The organism is Bradyrhizobium sp. BLXBL-01 (assembly GCF_051853025.1).
Classification (GTDB): domain Bacteria; phylum Pseudomonadota; class Alphaproteobacteria; order Rhizobiales; family Xanthobacteraceae; genus Bradyrhizobium.
In genome coordinates, this window is the sequence record NZ_CP182471.1 from 893,022 (window position 1) to 909,791 (window position 16,770).

Annotated in this window: 14 protein-coding genes; 6 read left to right on the forward strand and 8 right to left on the reverse strand. The window is 62.7% G+C overall.

The window, feature by feature from the left end; all coding sequences use genetic code 11:
* Positions 1-104 precede the first annotated feature (104 nt).
* Entirely contained in the window at positions 105-323 is a 219-nt protein-coding gene (locus ACNJYA_RS04185) for a hypothetical protein (RefSeq protein WP_439365513.1), read from the forward strand.
* A gap of 10 nt (positions 324-333) precedes the next feature.
* The gene (locus ACNJYA_RS04190) at positions 334-792 is read left to right on the forward strand and encodes a hypothetical protein (protein WP_172786733.1); all 459 of its coding nucleotides are present in this window, start codon (positions 334-336) and stop codon (positions 790-792) included.
* A 310-nt stretch (positions 793-1,102) separates the two neighbouring features.
* On the opposite strand, the gene ACNJYA_RS04195 is transcribed toward ACNJYA_RS04190, so the two are convergent.
* A complete protein-coding gene (locus ACNJYA_RS04195) occupies positions 1,103-1,531 on the reverse strand; it encodes a hypothetical protein (protein ID WP_212259576.1) in 429 nt (142 codons plus the stop codon).
* 26 nt (positions 1,532-1,557) lie between these two features.
* Here ACNJYA_RS04195 and ACNJYA_RS04200 point away from each other — a divergent pair, with 26 nt between their 5' ends.
* A complete protein-coding gene (locus ACNJYA_RS04200; protein WP_439365514.1) occupies positions 1,558-1,935 on the forward strand; it encodes a hypothetical protein in 378 nt (125 codons plus the stop codon).
* Between the two features lie 37 nt (positions 1,936-1,972).
* Here the strand turns inward: ACNJYA_RS04200 and ACNJYA_RS04205 are convergent, their stop codons facing one another.
* Entirely contained in the window at positions 1,973-2,476 is a 504-nt protein-coding gene (locus tag ACNJYA_RS04205) for a hypothetical protein (protein ID WP_260381859.1), read from the reverse strand.
* Between the two features lie 357 nt (positions 2,477-2,833).
* Between ACNJYA_RS04205 and ACNJYA_RS04210 the strand changes: the two genes are divergently transcribed.
* Both ACNJYA_RS04210 and ACNJYA_RS04215 read left to right on the forward strand, forming a co-directional pair.
* Positions 2,834-4,087 (forward strand): diguanylate cyclase, encoded by a 1,254-nt coding sequence (locus tag ACNJYA_RS04210; protein ID WP_439365515.1) that lies wholly within the window; start codon positions 2,834-2,836, stop codon positions 4,085-4,087.
* Positions 4,088-4,279: 192 nt separating this feature from the next.
* Positions 4,280-5,599, forward strand: coding sequence for an aminotransferase class V-fold PLP-dependent enzyme (locus ACNJYA_RS04215; protein WP_439365516.1), 1,320 nt, complete (start codon positions 4,280-4,282; stop codon positions 5,597-5,599).
* 223 nt (positions 5,600-5,822) lie between these two features.
* On the opposite strand, the gene ACNJYA_RS04220 is transcribed toward ACNJYA_RS04215, so the two are convergent.
* The 5 genes from ACNJYA_RS04220 to ACNJYA_RS04240 all read right to left on the reverse strand — a co-directional run bounded on the left by ACNJYA_RS04220 (position 5,823) and on the right by ACNJYA_RS04240 (position 11,616).
* Positions 5,823-6,845, reverse strand: coding sequence for an LLM class flavin-dependent oxidoreductase (locus ACNJYA_RS04220; RefSeq protein WP_439402085.1), 1,023 nt, complete (start codon positions 6,843-6,845; stop codon positions 5,823-5,825).
* A 110-nt stretch (positions 6,846-6,955) separates the two neighbouring features.
* Positions 6,956-7,819, reverse strand: a complete 864-nt coding sequence (locus ACNJYA_RS04225; RefSeq protein WP_439365518.1) for a L,D-transpeptidase — start codon at positions 7,817-7,819, stop codon at positions 6,956-6,958.
* Between the two features lie 235 nt (positions 7,820-8,054).
* Positions 8,055-9,011 carry a dienelactone hydrolase family protein gene (locus tag ACNJYA_RS04230; protein WP_439365519.1) on the reverse strand — a complete coding sequence of 319 codons (957 nt, stop codon included), beginning with the start codon at positions 9,009-9,011 and terminating at the stop codon, positions 8,055-8,057.
* A 170-nt stretch (positions 9,012-9,181) separates the two neighbouring features.
* Positions 9,182-10,420 carry an FAD-dependent monooxygenase gene (locus ACNJYA_RS04235; protein ID WP_439365520.1) on the reverse strand — a complete coding sequence of 413 codons (1,239 nt, stop codon included), beginning with the start codon at positions 10,418-10,420 and terminating at the stop codon, positions 9,182-9,184.
* A complete protein-coding gene (locus tag ACNJYA_RS04240; RefSeq protein ID WP_212259568.1) occupies positions 10,417-11,616 on the reverse strand; it encodes an ABC transporter substrate-binding protein in 1,200 nt (399 codons plus the stop codon). The genes ACNJYA_RS04235 and ACNJYA_RS04240 overlap by 4 nt, the downstream gene beginning before the upstream one ends.
* A 130-nt stretch (positions 11,617-11,746) precedes the next feature.
* On the opposite strand from ACNJYA_RS04240, the gene ACNJYA_RS04245 reads away from it, so the two are divergent.
* The gene (locus ACNJYA_RS04245; RefSeq protein ID WP_439365522.1) at positions 11,747-13,342 is read left to right on the forward strand and encodes a winged helix-turn-helix domain-containing protein; all 1,596 of its coding nucleotides are present in this window, start codon (positions 11,747-11,749) and stop codon (positions 13,340-13,342) included.
* Between the two features lie 1,210 nt (positions 13,343-14,552).
* Here ACNJYA_RS04245 and ACNJYA_RS04250 read toward each other — a convergent pair.
* Positions 14,553-16,511 (reverse strand): LuxR C-terminal-related transcriptional regulator, encoded by a 1,959-nt coding sequence (locus tag ACNJYA_RS04250; RefSeq protein ID WP_439365523.1) that lies wholly within the window; start codon positions 16,509-16,511, stop codon positions 14,553-14,555.
* Positions 16,512-16,770: the final 259 nt, after the last annotated feature.

Below are 16,770 nucleotides of genomic sequence, written 5' to 3' on the forward strand. Positions count from 1 at the left end.
GCGCCAACGGTTCTGCTCGCCCCGGTGCCTGGACCGCGGTTATCCAGGAACTTCCATTTTTTCCCGGCGTTGAACAGGACCCGCACAAGCGGCCGAAGCACGCGATGAAGAATTTTTCCAACGCCGAATTTTCTCCCGAGGTGATCGAGATCATGACGGCCGCGCTGGAAGCTGCCGTTGCGACCCTGCCGGACCCCGTGCATTCCTCGCACGTCAACGCGCTCGCCGAATCCATCCTGCGCACCGCCAGCGCAGGCGAGCGGAACGTTGCCGACCTGCAAAGGATCGCCCTGATGGAGCTGCAGCTGGCCCCGCGCAAGTGACGAGGCGAACATGAAGACACTGATTGCCGCAATCATCGCGCTTTGTGCGACATCATCATTTGCCTCGGCAAACGGCTGGAGGGCGTACCGCATCCCGGAATCCGCAACCTCGGTCGACATTCCCACCTCGATCTTTACCGAGCCGGCCGGGAAGCCCGATGGATATGGGCAGCAGTTTCGCAGCCACGACGGCAGTGCGGACCTCACCGTTCAGGCCGTCGAGAACCAGCAAGGCCTGTCGCCGGCCGAATTCCTGGCGCGGAAGAATCCGCCGACAGGGATCATTTACAAGCGGATCACGTCGAACTTCTTCGTGGTCTCGAGCATCAAGCGCGACAAGATTTGGTACGACCGGTGCAATTTCTCGCGGGGCTATGTGCACTGCGTGCTGATCAATTATCCAGCCGCCCAGAAGCAGCGATGGGATGCCGTCGTGACCCGCATCAGCCGCAGCCTGCGTGCTGGTTGAGCCAGCTCACAAGACGGAAGAGTCACAAGACGAAAAAGAGCTGCCCGGGCACGCCGGGCAGCAGGTCGTGAGGAATAGAGCCGCGCGTATTTGCGTCTAGCGCGCGATGAAGTGAGGCTCGATCGCTGCAAAGACGGAGGTGCGCTCCCTCTCCCGCTTGCGGGAGAGGGTTGGGGAGAGGGTGTTTCCGCAATGGGACAATCCCCTAGAGGAGAAAACCCTCACCCGCGCCTCCGGCGCGACCTCTCCCGCAAGCGGGAGAGGTTGCACCGAGCCAGTGGCAATCGATTCGACCTAAAGCCATTCCGCTCTAGCGCGCGGTCGTCGATGTGGTCGACATGGTCGGCTTCGAACCCGGCGTATGCGACATCGTCTTGGTGGTCGAGCCGACTTGCTCGCCGGCCTTGACCTTGGTGCGGGTGTGCGAGCGGCTGAACGTGCCGCCGTCATGAGCCTGGGCGCGGGCGTTGGAGTTGAGCACCGGGCCGTTGCCCTTGTTCATGCTGACGCCGGTCTGCGTCTTGCCGCTGGCGGCAGCCGCGCTTCCGCCGGCGGCGATCGAGGAGCCGGTGCGGCCCGTCGCCGAGGTGGACGTGCCGCCGGTGCCGACGGTGGAGGCGGAGGTGCCGCCCGCTGCGGCCGAGCCGCCGCTGCCGCCGGTGATGCTGGTCTGCGCCAGCACTGGTGAAGTGGCGGCAAGCAGAAGCGCGACCGCCGAGGTCGTAACGAGTGTTCTCATGTTTCAATCCTCTGTTCGATGGCAACTTGTCTCAAGGCGACGAGGTCGAGATCGTGCAGCCGTTGACGGTGATGGTGCTGGCGCTGGTGGAGCCAGGTCCTCCCGCCGTCGACGAGGAGCTCGAGACGTGGCCGCCGCCCGCTTGCACGTGGACCGACGATCCGCCGGCCGAGCTCGAGCTCGAAAGTGAACCGCTCGATGCGGTCGAGCCCGTCGTGCCCGAGCTCGATGCGCCGGCGGCGGTGATGCTGCCGTCTGCGTGCTTCTCCACTTTGACCTTGCAGGTCTCGCCAGAGCTCGTCTTTCCGGTCTTTTCCATGGTCTCTGCCGATGCAGCGCTCGCCGTCAGGGCGAGCACCGTGATCGCAACGATTGCCTTGTTCATTGCGGCTCCTCCTCCATAGACGAAAGGGAGCGGCGCGTGCCGCTCCCCGGGTCGGACTAGTTCTTGTCCTTCTTCCATTCGTCCTTGTTGTGGCCCTTGCCCTTCTCGAGGCCCGTGTCGCTGGCGTGGCTGCCGGACTTGCCGTCGCTCATGCCGGGCGATTTCGATGCGCCGGACTGGCCAACGGTGGAGCCGCTGCCCGCCGCAGAACCGCCGGTGCCGACGCTGGACGAGCTCTTGCCGCCGCCGGCCGATGAGCCACCGGTGCCGAGCGTCGAGGCCGAGCCGCTGCCCGAGCCACTGCCGGCCGCCGAACCACCGGTGCCAACGGTCGAAGAGCTGGTGCCGCCGCCCGCGGACGAGCCGCCGGTGCCGAGCGTCGATGCAGAGCCCGACCCGCTGCCGCCAGCCGAAGAGCCACCGGTGCCCACCGTCGAAGAGCTGGTGCCGCCGCCGGCCGATGAGCCGCCGGTGCCGATCGTCGAGCTCGATTGCGCAACAGCGAGCGCCGTGCCGGCCAGCAGCGCGGCCGCAGCCGCAGAGAGCTTCAGGATCCTCATGTCCATTTTCCTCCAGGGTTTCCAAAATCAAATCGCCAATCAGGCACGGGATAAATTGGCAATCGCGCAAACGTTCCTTGTGCCAGACACGTTGACGTGTTGATGCGGCCTTGAGTCAGTTCCGCGACGCGCAAAGCCATCGCGTTCATTCATCCGCCGTTCATCTGCCTGGAGAGGACGTCGTCGTCTGTCTGTTCGCCGCGAGCGTCAGACTCAATGGATTGCGGAATGCTCGGCGCGTCCGCCTCCCTGGCCTGCGCGAAGACCTGATTCCTCGGCCGTTACGACCACGTTTACCAATCATCGCAAGCAAATCGTAGCGGCGGCTTGGTATAGCGCCGGTGACAGGTGAGAATCATGCCGCTGCTCCATGTCCCCACGATCTACGTGCTGCTGCTGGCAGTCATGGTGCTGCTCGGCGCGCTGACGCTTTTCGCGTGGCTGCAAAATCGCGCGGTTCGCGCTCTTGCCTGGTGGGGCGGCGCCGTGCTGGTCATGGCAGCCGCGCTCGGCCTGCTCTGCCTGCGCGGCGTGATCCCGGACGTCTGTTCGCTCGATCTCGCCTACGCCGTCCTGTTCACGGCCTGCGCTCTGATGCTGGAGGGGGCGCGCAGCTTCGAGGGGCGGCGGACGAGCCCGCTTCTCCTGCTCGCGGGCGCGGCGATGTGGATTGTGACCTGTCAGATCCCGGCAATGTACGAGTCCGCCACGGCGCGCTTGATCATCGTCTCGGTCGCCATGGGCTCTTATTCGCTCGGCTGCGCCTACGTGCTGTGGACCGGCCGCGCCGAGCCGCTGCTGTCGCGCTGGCCGCTGATCGTGCTGACCGCGCTCGGCGGCGGCCTGTTTCTCGTGCGTATTCCGCTCCACGTGGCGCATCCGCTCGCCGCGGTGCCGGTCACGCGCTTCGAGGCGCTGCAATCGTTCTGGTTCGCGATCGTGAGCACGTTCACCGTGCTCTTCTTCATCGCCATCAACTATCTGTTTCTTGCGCTCACCAAGGAGCGGAGCGAGCTCGCGCACAAGCGCGCCTCGATGACGGACGCGCTGACCGGTCTCGCCAACCGCCGCGCCTTCCTGGAATTCGGCGAACGGCGCCTGAAGGCACCTGCAAACGGGACGATCGCGTTCCTGCTGTTCGATCTCGATTTGTTCAAATCGATCAACGACACCCATGGGCATGCGATGGGCGATCGGGTGCTGCGCTTGTTCGCACAGACGCTGTCCGCCAATCTGCCGCGAGGCGGCGTTGCGGGCCGGCTCGGCGGCGAGGAGTTCGCCGCGATCGTCAGCGGGCCCGACAGGAAGGCGGCGATCGCGGCCGCCGAGCGCGTCCGCGAGAGCTTCGCGGCGATCGCGCGCGTCGTCGACGGTGTCGTGATCGCAGCCACGGTCAGCGTCGGCCTCGCACATGCGGACAGCGCGCCCGGCGGCATCGAGGCGCTGTGCGAGCGCGCCGACAAGGCGCTCTACACGGCGAAGTCGCTCGGCCGCAATCGGGTCGAGAGCGCGGTGGAGGAGCTCGTTCCGCTCGTGCCCGACGCGCCTGCAGACCGTCCGATTCCGTCCGCGGCGCACGCGCGAGCCGCAACAAAGCGGGCGGCAGCCTGATCCTGCAATCTCCTTTGCGCGATCATCGCATTGTCATGCTCCGGTCATCTTAGCTGCATCGTCCGTTGCTCTTTTCCCGGCGCGCCAGGGCTCCGTTCCGATGACATCGGGACCGAGCTCTGGATTGTTGTTGATGCGTTTTCTTGACGCGAGCCCGACGCTTCGCCCGAAGACGCTCTGGGGAGAGCTGACATGCAACTGATCAAGACGATTGCGGCGGACCGCCGCGCGATGCTCAAGGGCCTTGCGGCCGCGGCAATGGCGCCGCTTGCGGCGCCGGCCTTTGCCGCCGCGGGCCTGCCGCCGCAGCCGACCGGTCCAGCCGCCGCTGTCGCAACCGACAAGTCCTATTGGGCGGCCGTGAAGGGGCTCTATGCCGTCACGCCTGAAATCGTCAATTTCGAGAACGGCTATTGGGGCATCATGGCCGAGCCCGTCAGGCGCGAGTTCATTCGCCAGTCCGACATGGTCAATTATCAGAACACCTATTACGCGCGGCTGCGTGCGGGCACGGATTTCGAGGCGGTGCGCACCAAGGTGGCGGAGGCGGTCGGCGCGCTCCCGGAGGAGATCGCGCTCACACGCGGCGCGACCGAAGCGCTTCAGCTCCTCATCGGCGGCTACAACAGGTTGAAGCCGGGCGACGGCGTGCTCTATGCCGACCTCGACTATGATTCGATGCAATACGCGATGAACGCGCTGAAGGCGCGCCGCGGCGTCGACGTGGTCAAGTTCGACGTGCCGGAGCCCGCCACCCGCCAGGCGGTGCTCGACGCCTATGCCCGCGCCATCGAGGCGAACCCGAGGACGCGGCTTCTGCTCCTGACCCATGTCAGCCATCGTACCGGCTTCGTCATGCCGGTCGCCGAGATCGCCCGCATGGCCAGGGCCAAGGGCATCGACACCATCGCCGATGCCGCCCATTCCTGGGGGCAGCTCGATTTCCGGGTGAGCGAGCTCGAGACCGATTTCGTCGGCTTCAATCTGCACAAATGGATCGGCGCGCCGCTCGGCGTCGGCTTCCTCTACATCAGGAAGGACCGCCTTTCGGCCATCGATCGCGACATGGGTGACGAGGATTTTCCGGAAAGCGACATCCGCTCGCGGGTGCATACCGGCACGGTCAATTTCGCCACGGTGCTGACCGTGCCGACGGCGCTGGCGCTGCATCAAGAGATCGGCCCGGCGGCCAAGCAGGCGCGCCTGCGCCACTTGCGCGATTATTGGGTGAGCCGCGTCCGTGGCTTCAAGGACATCGAGATCCTGACGCCGGATGAAGTCGGCTCATATGGCGCGATCACGTCCTTCCGCCTCGCCGGCAAGACCGGCAAGACCGACAACGAGGCCATCGTTGCGAAGCTTCGCGACAGCTACCGGATCATGACGGTGCGCCGCGCCGGCGTCGCCAAAGGCCAGTGCATCCGTGTGACGCCGGCGCTCTTCACCGACGAGGCCGATCTCGACCGCCTCGTCGAGGCACTGGCCGTCATCACGGGGACGAAGACGGGGTGAGGCGGGCGGACGATTGGCAATCTCTCTCGGCCATCCTTCGAGACGCCCGCTGATGCGGGCTCCTCAGGATGAGGACTGAGTACGTGGCAACAGTTTCAATGGACGCCGATGCTGCTTAGCCTCATCCTGAGGAGACCGCTGAAAGCGGTCGTCTCGAAGGACGAGGCGCGCGCTCAGGCCGCTCAAAGATGTTATGTGCGACTGCCTGGCTCGCCGACCGCAGTCACCGCCATCCCAGCGCCGGCGCCACATGCGTCAAAATCGCCTCGATCGCATGCGCGCAATAGTCCACGCCGAGCTGGTTCGGGATCGTCAGCAGCAGCGTATCGGCTTCGGTGATCGCCTCGTCCTGCCGCAGCTGTTCGATCAGCATGTCCGGCTCGGCCGCATAACTGCGGCCGAAGATCGCGCGGGTGTGCGGGTCGATGAAGCCGATCTGGTCCTCGCTGCCGCGCTCGCCGCCGAAATAGGCGCGGTCGCGATCGTCGATCAGCGCGAAGATGCTGCGGCTGACGGAGACGCGGGGCTCGCGGTTGTGGCCGGCTTCCTTCCACGCCGCGCGGTAGGCTCGGATCTGCGCCGCCTGCTGCACGTGAAAGGCCTCGCCGGTCTCGTCGTTCTTCAGCGTCGAGCTCTGCAGGTTCATGCCGAGCTTCGCCGCCCACATTGCGGTGGCGTTCGAGCCGGCGCCCCACCAGATCCGCTCGCGCAAGCCCTGCGCATGCGGCTCCAGGCGCAGCAGCCCCGGCGGATTGGGAAACATCGGCTGCGGGTTGGGCTCGGCAAAACCTTCGCCGCGCAGGAGGTCGAGGAAGACCTCGGCATGGCGCCGCCCCATGTCGGCATCGCTCTGGCCTTCGGCCGGCCGATAGCCGAAATAGCGCCAGCCGTCGATCACCTGCTCGGGCGAGCCGCGGCTGATGCCGAGCTGCAGCCGCCCGCCGGCGATGAGATCGGCGCTGCCGGCGTCCTCCACCATGTAGAGCGGGTTCTCGTAGCGCATGTCGATCACGGCCGTGCCGATCTCGATTTGGCTGGTCTTGGCGCCGACCGCCGCAAGCAGCGGAAACGGCGAGGCCAGCTGCCGCGCGAAATGGTGGACCCGGAAATAGGCGCCGTCGGCCCCGAGCTGTTCGGCCGCGACCGCCAGCTCGATCGATTGCACCAGCGTATCCGCCGCCGAGCGCGTCCGCGATTGCGGCGAGGGCGTCCAGTGCCCGAAGGAGAGGAATCCGATTTTTTTCATGGCTTCACCCTAGCGCATGTAGCGCCGGATGGGTGCCCTGCGTGTTGACGAAGCCGTGACTCCTCAAGCGCAGGCCACCCAGCTCCGGTCAAGAGCGCGGCGATCGCGAACTACTGCACCTCGGCGATCTTCGGTCCAGGTGACGGCATCTGCGCGTTGGTTGCCGACGGCCGGTTCGATGGCGATGCCGGGTCCGGCGGTCGGGATGCTGCGTCGGGCGGCGCGCCCTGGGATGGTCGACGGGCCGCATTCGTCGGAAGCACGATCACCTTCGCGCCGACTTTCACCCGCTCATAGAGGTCGCTGACGTCCTCGTTGGTCAGCCGGATACAGCCGGACGACACTCGCTTGCCGATCGTATCGGGCTTGTTGGTGCCGTGAATGCGATATTCGGTCTCGCCGAGATACATCGCCCGGGCGCCGAGCGGATTGCCAGGGCCGCCGGCCATGAACCGCGGCAGATAGGGCTGACGCGAGACCATCTCCGCAGGCGGGCGCCAATCCGGCCATTCTGCCTTGCGCGCCACGGTCTGCTCGCCGGACCACGCGAAACCTTCGCGGCCCACACCGATGCCATAGCGCATCGCCTGCGTGTCGTTCAGGACGAGATAGAGGAACGTGTTCTTGGTATCGATGATCACCGTGCCCGGCGCCTGGTGGCTGGAATAGTCGACCACCTGCCGGACCAAGGCGCCGGGAACGTCGGCGTCGGCCTTGGGCGGCTCGACCAGCGGCGCCGGAGAAGGAATCGCAGCCGGCGCGGGCGCTGCTGCAGGAGCCGGAGGTGCCACGTAGACCGGACTTGACGATGCCATCGCCTGCGGCGCGGACGGCTTCCGCACCGGTTGCACGCTTCCGGGGCGAGCCAGCAGGCCGTACCCCAACGCGGCAACGGCCATGGCGCCAATTCCAACGCGCGCGGCCATCGGCAGTGCGATCGTCTCGACCTTCCGGCGTTTGGCCCGCTTGCTCATGTCTCTTCCCAGGTCGTCATACCCAGGAGAGGTACCCGGCAAGGTTTAAGAAACTTCGAAACGATTTGGCTTGGGCTGGAACCGTCGGCGATGGTTAACGGCGAATGTTCGGTTCGCAACAGGCCGGGAGCGCGGCTTAGCCAGATGGCAAAGTGAACGCCGCGCACTTCTCATCGTGAAGATGTCAGAATCTGAAGGGCGCTGAGCCGACCTACTCTCTCCGTGGGTTCCATCCTCATTGAAGAGTTTGCGTTAAGAACTCCCGAATGAACGCACGAGCTTGGTTGGTTGCAGCCTCGTCGTAAGCGAGGGTCGGGTCTTTACCGACGCAATCATCACTATAGGTGAAAGGCTTCTGTGTCTCACGATTAATTATCGTATGGTCGTTATCCTCCACCAAGCGACACCGGCGCACGGTAATCGCGCCCCGTGACACTACAGGCGTCTTAAAGACCGGAATATCGAAGTTGTGTTGTGCGCCTTGATATTCAATCATCGTGGCGTCTTTGCCAGCTTTTGCCAGCCGGTCCACGTAGCTCCGGCAAGCGTCAATGGAACTGTAATTATCCTCCGTGCCAATGAGGATGCGTATGGGCTTGCCGCTCAGGTCGCCGTCTTTGAGATATGTCGTCGTGCAGTCCGGATAGAAGGCAATGTGTGCTGAAAAACGCAAGTTGTTGGCCGGACCGAACGTTTCGTACAGCACATTCATGGCCGAGTAGAGTGCCGACTGTCCTCCTCGCGAGAAACCCATAACAGCGATGCGGCTCGGGTCAATTCGCGGGTGCTTGGCCAGTAGGTCGAGAGCCCGATAGGCGTCGACAACCATGTTGAGGCGGCCCAGTTGTGCTTGATCATTGACTGTCGTCACGATCCCGCGTCCCGAGAAGCTGTCGACTACAAATGAAGCTATGCCGAGTTGGTGTAACTCCTTCGACCAATCCTCAATCCATGCCGCAATACCGGCTGAGCCATGAAGCAGGACCACAGCAGGCAACTTTTCAGTTTTGGTTCTTGGGATACGCAACTCACCAGCAATAGTGACTGGTTGCCCATCTCTTCGACCAGCCAAAAGCTCTGGGTCTTTGAGAGTGACAGACGTGATCGGATAGACTTCTATTCGGGGCATTTGAGCGTTGGCCGTTAAGACCGTTGCTGCAAGAATCCACGCTGTAGCAATTCCTGTCTTCATCGCGCGCTCCATCGAAGTCTTGAAACTAGAAGGTGGACCGTCTTATCAACACATCCTTTGCTGACTGAAGCAATTGCGTGAGAGGCTCGCACTGGTGTTCGGTTCGGTTTAGGTCGCATCCGACAATTGGCAGGCCTTCGACAAAGACAGCTAAGGCCAAAGGCGGACGTTCAGAACGCCCCGACAAATCGCCCTCCGAGCTGACTTCTCGCTCGAAGTGCCAGGGCAGCCTTCTCCGCGTCGTGCGGAAAGATCCATTCTGCCGCCGACATCCAGGCCCGCAATCTTTGCGCCTGTGCGGGATCGCCGACAGATCGGTAGAACCGGCCGGCCAACCGTGAAGCGGCCTGCACCCGGCTGGTCCGCTCCCATCTGAGATCCTGATATGCCTCGAGGCGCGCCGGAATCTCGTCGCGTTTGGCATGCTCCAGGATGACGGCAAGCGCGAAAGCATCCTCAATGGCTTGCGCGGCGCCCTGCCCAAAATGCGGTACCATCGGATGGGCGGCGTCGCCGAGCAACGTCACATGTCCGCGCGACCAATACGGCAATGGCGGCCGATCATAGATGCCCCAGCGAAACGTATCTTCGAGCGCGGCAATTAAATCTCGGACGGGTGCATCCCAGCTCTCGTACTCGGCTGCGAGGGCCCTGAGATCTCCCGGCGCGGACCATGTCTCCTCCATGTCATGCATGGTCGGGACGAACGCGACGATGTTGATCAGCCGCCCCTGCGACACCGGAAAGCAGATGAAGCTGCGGCCATCGCCCATCCACATGTGTAGGCCGCGCAGCTCTACGCCCCATGAAAGCTTTTGCGACTGCACCAAGCCGCGATAGGCCACGATGCCCTCACTCTTCGGATGCGCCGTCAGCCCGATCTGACGCTGGACCACGGAATGGATGCCATCCGCACCGATAACCACGTCCGCATCGTAGACCGCGCCATTGGCAAAGGTCAGTCGCGCTCCGCTCTTCGTAGCTTCGACGGCCGTACAACGATGTCCGAACCGAACTGATCCCTTCACGACACCAAGAAGCATCTCGAGAAACTCGACGCGGTGAACCTGGTAGCTCAGGACGGTTGGAGAGCCTGGGGAGATAGGCTCCCCCATTGACGTCCGTCGCGTTAGTCCCAGGCTCCTTGTGGTGATCTTCTCGAGCTCGTCGCAAAGCGCCGTGCGGCTGAGCAAGATGAGTGCATTCGGTGGGATGGATAGCCCGGCCCCGGCCTCTCGCGGCGTCTCTGCGCCTTCAAACACAGTCACGGTCATTCCCCGCGCGCTCAGCGCAACCGCCGCAGATAATCCGCCGACACCCGCGCCGACGATTGCGATGTTCAGTCTTTCGACCATTCGTTCAATCCACTTTTGCCGAACATTCGATTTCGCATAGCGATGAATCGTCAATTGCCGGCGACATCATCGAGCAGCACCCACCTGGTACCGTCGAAACGCGCCATCCTGGCCTTTCTCCAGCCGATCCGGCTCGATGGAGTAACGTTTATGGTTATACCCGGCAGGAATGTCGGCAGCTGGAGCTCCCGGATGTCGGTGGCCTGCTTGATGAGATTTTCCCGCGATAGGTCGTGGCCGCACTTCTTCAGGACCTCGACCATGATCTGAGCGGTTGCATAGGGGAAGATGGATTCCTCGATATCGTCGTTCGGCGCCCACTCCTTCATAAAGGCTCGAAAATCGCGCATGCCGGCATCGTCATCCCACATCGGGTCTTCAGATGTCTTCAGCCAGAACGCGCTGACCGCCCCTTTCGCGGCTGCGAGACCTGCAGGACGCAGGACAGCTGAAATGCTGCTGACGCCGGACAGAAGCACATGCTGGACCTTCCAGTTCAGTTCATGCGCCTTGCGGATGGCCTGAGCGGCAAAGCGCGCGTTGGAGGCGTGAAACAACGTATCGGCACCGGAGGCCTTGAGCGCGACGATATGTGAATCGACTGTCGGCTCCATGATGTCGTAGGCAACCTCTGCGACCACCATCGTAGAAGCGCGGGATCCCAGAGCGGCCTTAAGGCCGGCCAAATTTCCCTTCCCGAGATCGTCGTTCTGATAGATCACGGCGACTTTCGCATCAGGCTTGGTCTTCAGCAGATAGTCGGCGTAGATCCTGGTTTCGACCGGCTGCGGCATCATGAATGTGGTCGTCCACGGCAGGTTCTCGGGATCGTCGAGCTTGGGCGTGCTCGCGAGCAGCAGGATCTGCGGAATCTGCTTGCTGTTGAGATACTTCGCCACCGCAAGGTTGGTCGGTGTGCCGATCGATCCAACGATCGCAAGCACGTCGTCGTCCTCGACCAGCTTGCGTGTCTGCTGCACCGTTTTGGCCGGCGTGAAGGCATCATCGAGCGAAACGAGTGTCACCTTGCGGCCGTTGATGCCGCCGGTTGCGTTGATCATTTTGAGATAGGCTGCTTCAATCCGGCCGAAGCGGCTCAGCGACGAGATCGGTCCGCTATAGGGAACCGTCTGGCCGAGTTTGATCTCAGTATCGGTGACGCCAGGACCGTATTTCTTGTCCGCCCCGGCAATGGGTGAAAGACCGGCGATCGAGAAACTGAGGGTGGCAAGGATCAGGGGCCGGATCATGGGAGGCGCACCTCGATTTGGCGGCTTCGATAACGTTTTGCTATCCCGGACTGTAAGATGATGCTGTACAATTGTCCCTGCGTCCCGAAACTTTGCCGAAATTTTCCGAAAGAAGCTTCACGAGCAGTCCTTGTTGAAGTCGTCGCACCGTTCCATTGTCGTGGGCGACCGGGTCGTGGACCTGGCGAATGAAACATTGCGGGATAGGTGGGGCGGCATCGTCCCCCTGCGTCCGCGCGCCTGGGCAGTGCTGCGGCTGCTTGCGGCACGGGCGGGGCAACTAGTCGGCAAGAACGAGATCATGGATGAGGTCTGGTCGGATTGCGAGGTCACGGAGGACTCCCTCATCCAGGCGATCGGCGACATCCGGCGAGCCCTGGGCGACGGCGGCAGATCAGCCCTGAAGACACTGCCTCGCCGTGGCTACGTGCTGGTGGCCGGTGAAAGGCCGATCAACACAAACGTCGTCTCAGGCAATACGCCGCAGCCCGCCGGTCTCGAAGAGCTATCGGGATATTCGTCAATGCCGCATCTGTCGATCATCGTCCTGCCTTTCTCCAATATCGGCGGTGATCCTGCGCAGGACTATTTCGTCGATGGGGTGACCGAAAGCCTGACGACAGATTTGTCGCGCATCGCCGGCTCGTTCGTGATCGGCCGCAACACCGCGTTTACCTTCAAAGGAAAACCGGTCGATGCCAGGCAGATCGGCCGTGACCTGAACGTGCGCTACGTGCTGGAAGGCTCGGTGCAGCGTGGTAGCAACCGTTTCCGCCTAAATGCGCAACTCATCGATACCGAAACCGGAAGCCATGTGTGGGCGGACCGCTTCGATAAGCCGGCGGCCGAACTATTGGACACGCAAGACGAGATCGTGTCCCGGCTGGCCAACACCTTGAACGCGGAGCTCATAGCCGCCGAAGCGCGACGCGCGGAACGTTCGCCTCGCCCAGACGCGATGGATCTGTATTTCCAGGGGCGAGCACTCCAGAACAAAGGCGTGACGCGAGCGCTTCTGACTCAGGCCAGGGATTTTTTTGCGCGATCGCTTGCGCTCGATCCTGGCAACATCGAAGCGGCAATTGCCGCCGCCCAGGTCGACGTGTCGGTGGGATCGGCCTTCATGGCCGATGACGTCAATGTGCACTTTCGCGCCGCAGAGATGGCCTTGGACGGCGCGTTGCTTCACGCCCCCAATCATCCCAGAGCGCACATGCTACTCGGCGCCGTGCAGATCCAGACGAATCGTATCGACAACGGTGTCGCCCAATGCCGGCGGTCATTGACGCTCGATCCAAATCTGGCCGATGCACATGGGTTTATTGGCCTCGGCAAGTATCAATCGGGACGAAGCGAGGAGGTCGAGGGCCACATTCAGGAGGCGCTCCGGCTTTCCCCGCGTGATACGCGCGCTTTCCTATGGTATATGTTTGTTGGGCTGGCCAAGTTGAGCGTCAACGCAGATCGCGAGGCTCTCGATTGGTTTCGCCGGAGCCTCCAAGCGAATCGAAATCACGCGCTATCTCATTTTCACTTCGCGACCGCGTTGGCCCTGGTTGGAGACCTCCAGGAGGCTCGATCGATCGCCGCAGCAGGACTCGCACTCGATCCTGGCTTCACGATCCGTCGCTACCGCATCAACGCCAAAGGCGACAATCCGATCTATCTGGCGCGACGCCAACGCTGCTTCGAGGGTTTGCGCCTAGCCGGCGTGCCGGAGGGATGATCCGCAGGGCTGTTCTGGCAGCCGCAATGTCCGCTTAGGCTAAAGCCTGCCTTGGCCAGCTTGCATAGTTCTGTTTGGGTTGTTCTGTTCGGGTTTCTTCAAGAAGCAGACCTCCAAGAGGAGAAAGGCCCTCACCCGGCGCTTTGCGCCGACCCCTCCCGCAAGCAGGAGAGGTGAACGAGCCGCCGCAATCGATTCGATCTAAAGCCATTGCTCGCTAAAGTCCGCTTTCCGCGAGCGGTGCAACGGCGGCAAATCCGCCAACTCGCCAGAAGGGTTTTCGCTGCAGCCAAGTCGGCGGGTGGTCTGCTGCCTGCATCCGCCAATTCTCACGGAACGGTTCGCAACGCGGGGGCATCATCGGGAATTAGCACAACTCCAAGCCGATGTAGCGGCCGGAGAAATTGAAGAAGGCGTGTGCCGCGATGGCGCTCGCACTCGGACCGAATTGGTTTCGGCCGCGGTGGTACGCTCCGCCGCAAGCACGCGGGCGCGAAGACTTTCCAATTCGGACAACAGAGACGTGAGCTGTTCCACACGCTCATGCAGCAGCACAGCGGCGTCAGCCGCTAGGTCACGATCTTCATGCATGTCGTGTAACCCCCAAACCAAGCTTTCGAACGGGCTTGGATCATGGCCCGGCGGTGGACCAATCGGGAAAATGATGCAATCGCGACTGAAATCCGCCGACGTTGTTCCAGCATCAACATATGTGAATCGTATGTTGTTTTAGCCCAAAGTTTGCTTCGGATTGCATCAGGCGCGTGCACGGAAATGCAGCCGAGGTCCGGGTTGAGCGCCGTCCCTCGGCGAGGCACAGTACGCACGTCGGGTGGGTTGAGCCCTTGCGAAACCCATCAAGCCTCGCGAGAGGCGGAGGACGGGTTCGCTGGCGCTCTACCCATCCTCCGGGCTAACGCTCTAGAACCAGGGGGCGGTTATCGCAGTCGGGTTGCTAGACCGGCATCCTGCTAAGCGTGACCCTTGCCGGCATTTTCGATAAAGCCGCCTTCGGAACTTTGTGAGGCATATCCCAAACTAGACTTCCACCCGACCGATCTTGTCTCCGCGAGCGGTGGTTACCTCACAACCTTCGGTAAAAATCGTTCCGGGCTCGCGCTGCGCGCGCGGGGCCAGAATTTCGTGAATGGAACTTCGAGGCTTCTGTTGAATGTCCGCACCGATGCCGGTGCGCGAGGCGTCGAACCAGCTACACAAAGAAATCATGCGTCGGATGGTGCTCGACGCCTGGTGTGTGATCGACTGCGCTTTGCTCCGCGCGCGACGGGCCAATCAGGTCTGCATCCGGGATCAGCGCCAGATCAGCATATCCGCCTCGGTGCGGACCATGTTCAGCCGTGTCGGCGCCGTAGCCATTCGCACGATGATCCGAATCCTTGGCCCATGGCATATCGTTCTTGAAATGGAAGGAATCTCCGGCGCTGGGCGAGGCAGCCGCTTGTGCCTGACCGGCGTCATGCTCCGCTGGATCGTTGCCCCGAGCCTTTTGGCTCGGCTCGGCATGCAGCTTCGTGGAAGCGTCTGAATGGGTCTGTTGCGAGTCACGTTGCGACTGGCCGGGATTGGCGTGGCTTCCCGGTCCATCATTCTCGACATGCTGCTCGGCAGCTGCGGAACCGTCCTTCGAAGCGTGACGCAGTTGCCCAGGATTGGAGTCGTGTCCGGTTGGATCCTGCTTGTCGGCTGCTGCGCCGTTCTCCGAAGCATGCAAGTCACGCTGCGATTGCCTGTGACTTGGATCGTGACCCGGTGGCTCGTGCTCGGCATGCGGCTTGCCTGCTGCTGCGCCGTCTTCCGAAACGTGCAACTCGCGTTGCGATTGTTCATGATTGCGTGAGTCTGCTGCGGCCGCCTGCTCGACGCCGCCATGACCACTCAGTGCGTCGACGGCACCGGATCCGATGTGAGGGTTATCGCTGCCGCGGAAGCTGTCCTCGCGCGCGGCCGCATCGATGGTCTGAACTTCGTCGGCTCTGGCCATGGCATCGCCTGAGGCAGCCTCGAAGGCGAATGATTCATGGTGTCTGTCGGAATCAAGCCAGGGCAGGCCGTCGAAGCCGTTGAAGTCGGGCCTGCCGGGACTATTGAGGGCGACCAACTCGCTGCGGGCGTTCGCGTCAGCCCACGCAAAGACATCGCTCGGGCTGTCCCAAACGGTGGACGCCTGGGCGTGACGGCTGAGGAGTTCGTAGATCGAGAGGCCGACCGCCGTCATCATGAACGCGCCGGCGCTGCTCACCGGCCTTGAAGGGTTGAGTGTCGGCACTGTGATCGTGCTGCCAGCAATATCGGCTCGGGATTCGATGAGCTTGCTCGCCCGCATCGGCATGTCAGCCGACGAATGCTCCAACCGGAGGACTTTGCCGACGGCTTTGGCCGTTTTCTCCGAAGCAGCAGACGTTTTTTGGGGGCTGATCTTGATGGTCACGACCGCGCCGGTGCCGTCGGCGGTCATGATCGTGACGTTATCGGCATCCGCATGGTCGACTGCGGTCGCGTTTGCGGATTGAATGTCGTCGAGCACGGCCCAAATCAGAGCTGCAAGCACGCCGACGCCGCCGTAAAGGCGCGACAGGGCGAACCTTGCGAGTTCCGTCCGGTTCTTTATGCCAAGCTGCGCAGATATCTCTTCGATACGCGCCTCAACTCGGGCTGGAGCGACCTTGATCTGGCGCGCAATCTGCTTGTTCGACATGCCGCTGGCGGCCAGGCGGATGATCTTGTGCTCCTGGTCCGTCAGTGCTTCGCCCAAGGCGCCATGACCGGTCCTGCGGGCTGCGGCTGGCGCCACCAGCCTCAACGACTGCAACAGGTTCTCCGGCTCTTCGCGCATCGGTATAGCAGCGCAGGCACCGGCAGCGATGGCCGCCGCGAGATCGCCACGGGCGATCGATGCGGTGTAGAAGACCAGCCGTGTGGCAAGGCTTTCGGCATTGACGGCGGCGAGCATTCCAGACGCCGTCACGTCGGAAAATCCGTCCTCGACGAGCGCGACATCCGGCGTCAACGTCCGGACGGCTTCGAGGCATTCGGCTCCATTGGTGCAGGATGCAACGATCTCGAAGTCACGCTCCGTCGCAAATAGCGACTCAAAACCCTGCAAGACGATCGGACGGCGATCTGCGATCACGAGTCGGATACGACGCATCTGGTCTGGCCCGCCTGGCTTCCCGCCTTGATTGGCTCAGCAAGGCGACCGGGTCTTGGCGGCGTCACCTTCAAGAGCACCGCAGCAACGCGGAGCACGTCGCTTGGTTCCGCAAGGTGTGAAGCCCAGGGATGCTGGCACCGGAAGCAGCGGAAGGGGCTCGTCCATCCTGCTACTTCCAATGCTGCCATCTTGCCCCTGTTCTGCCCGACGGTGCAACGGTTTCGTAAAATGAGCAGGACGCGCAGCAATCATTCGA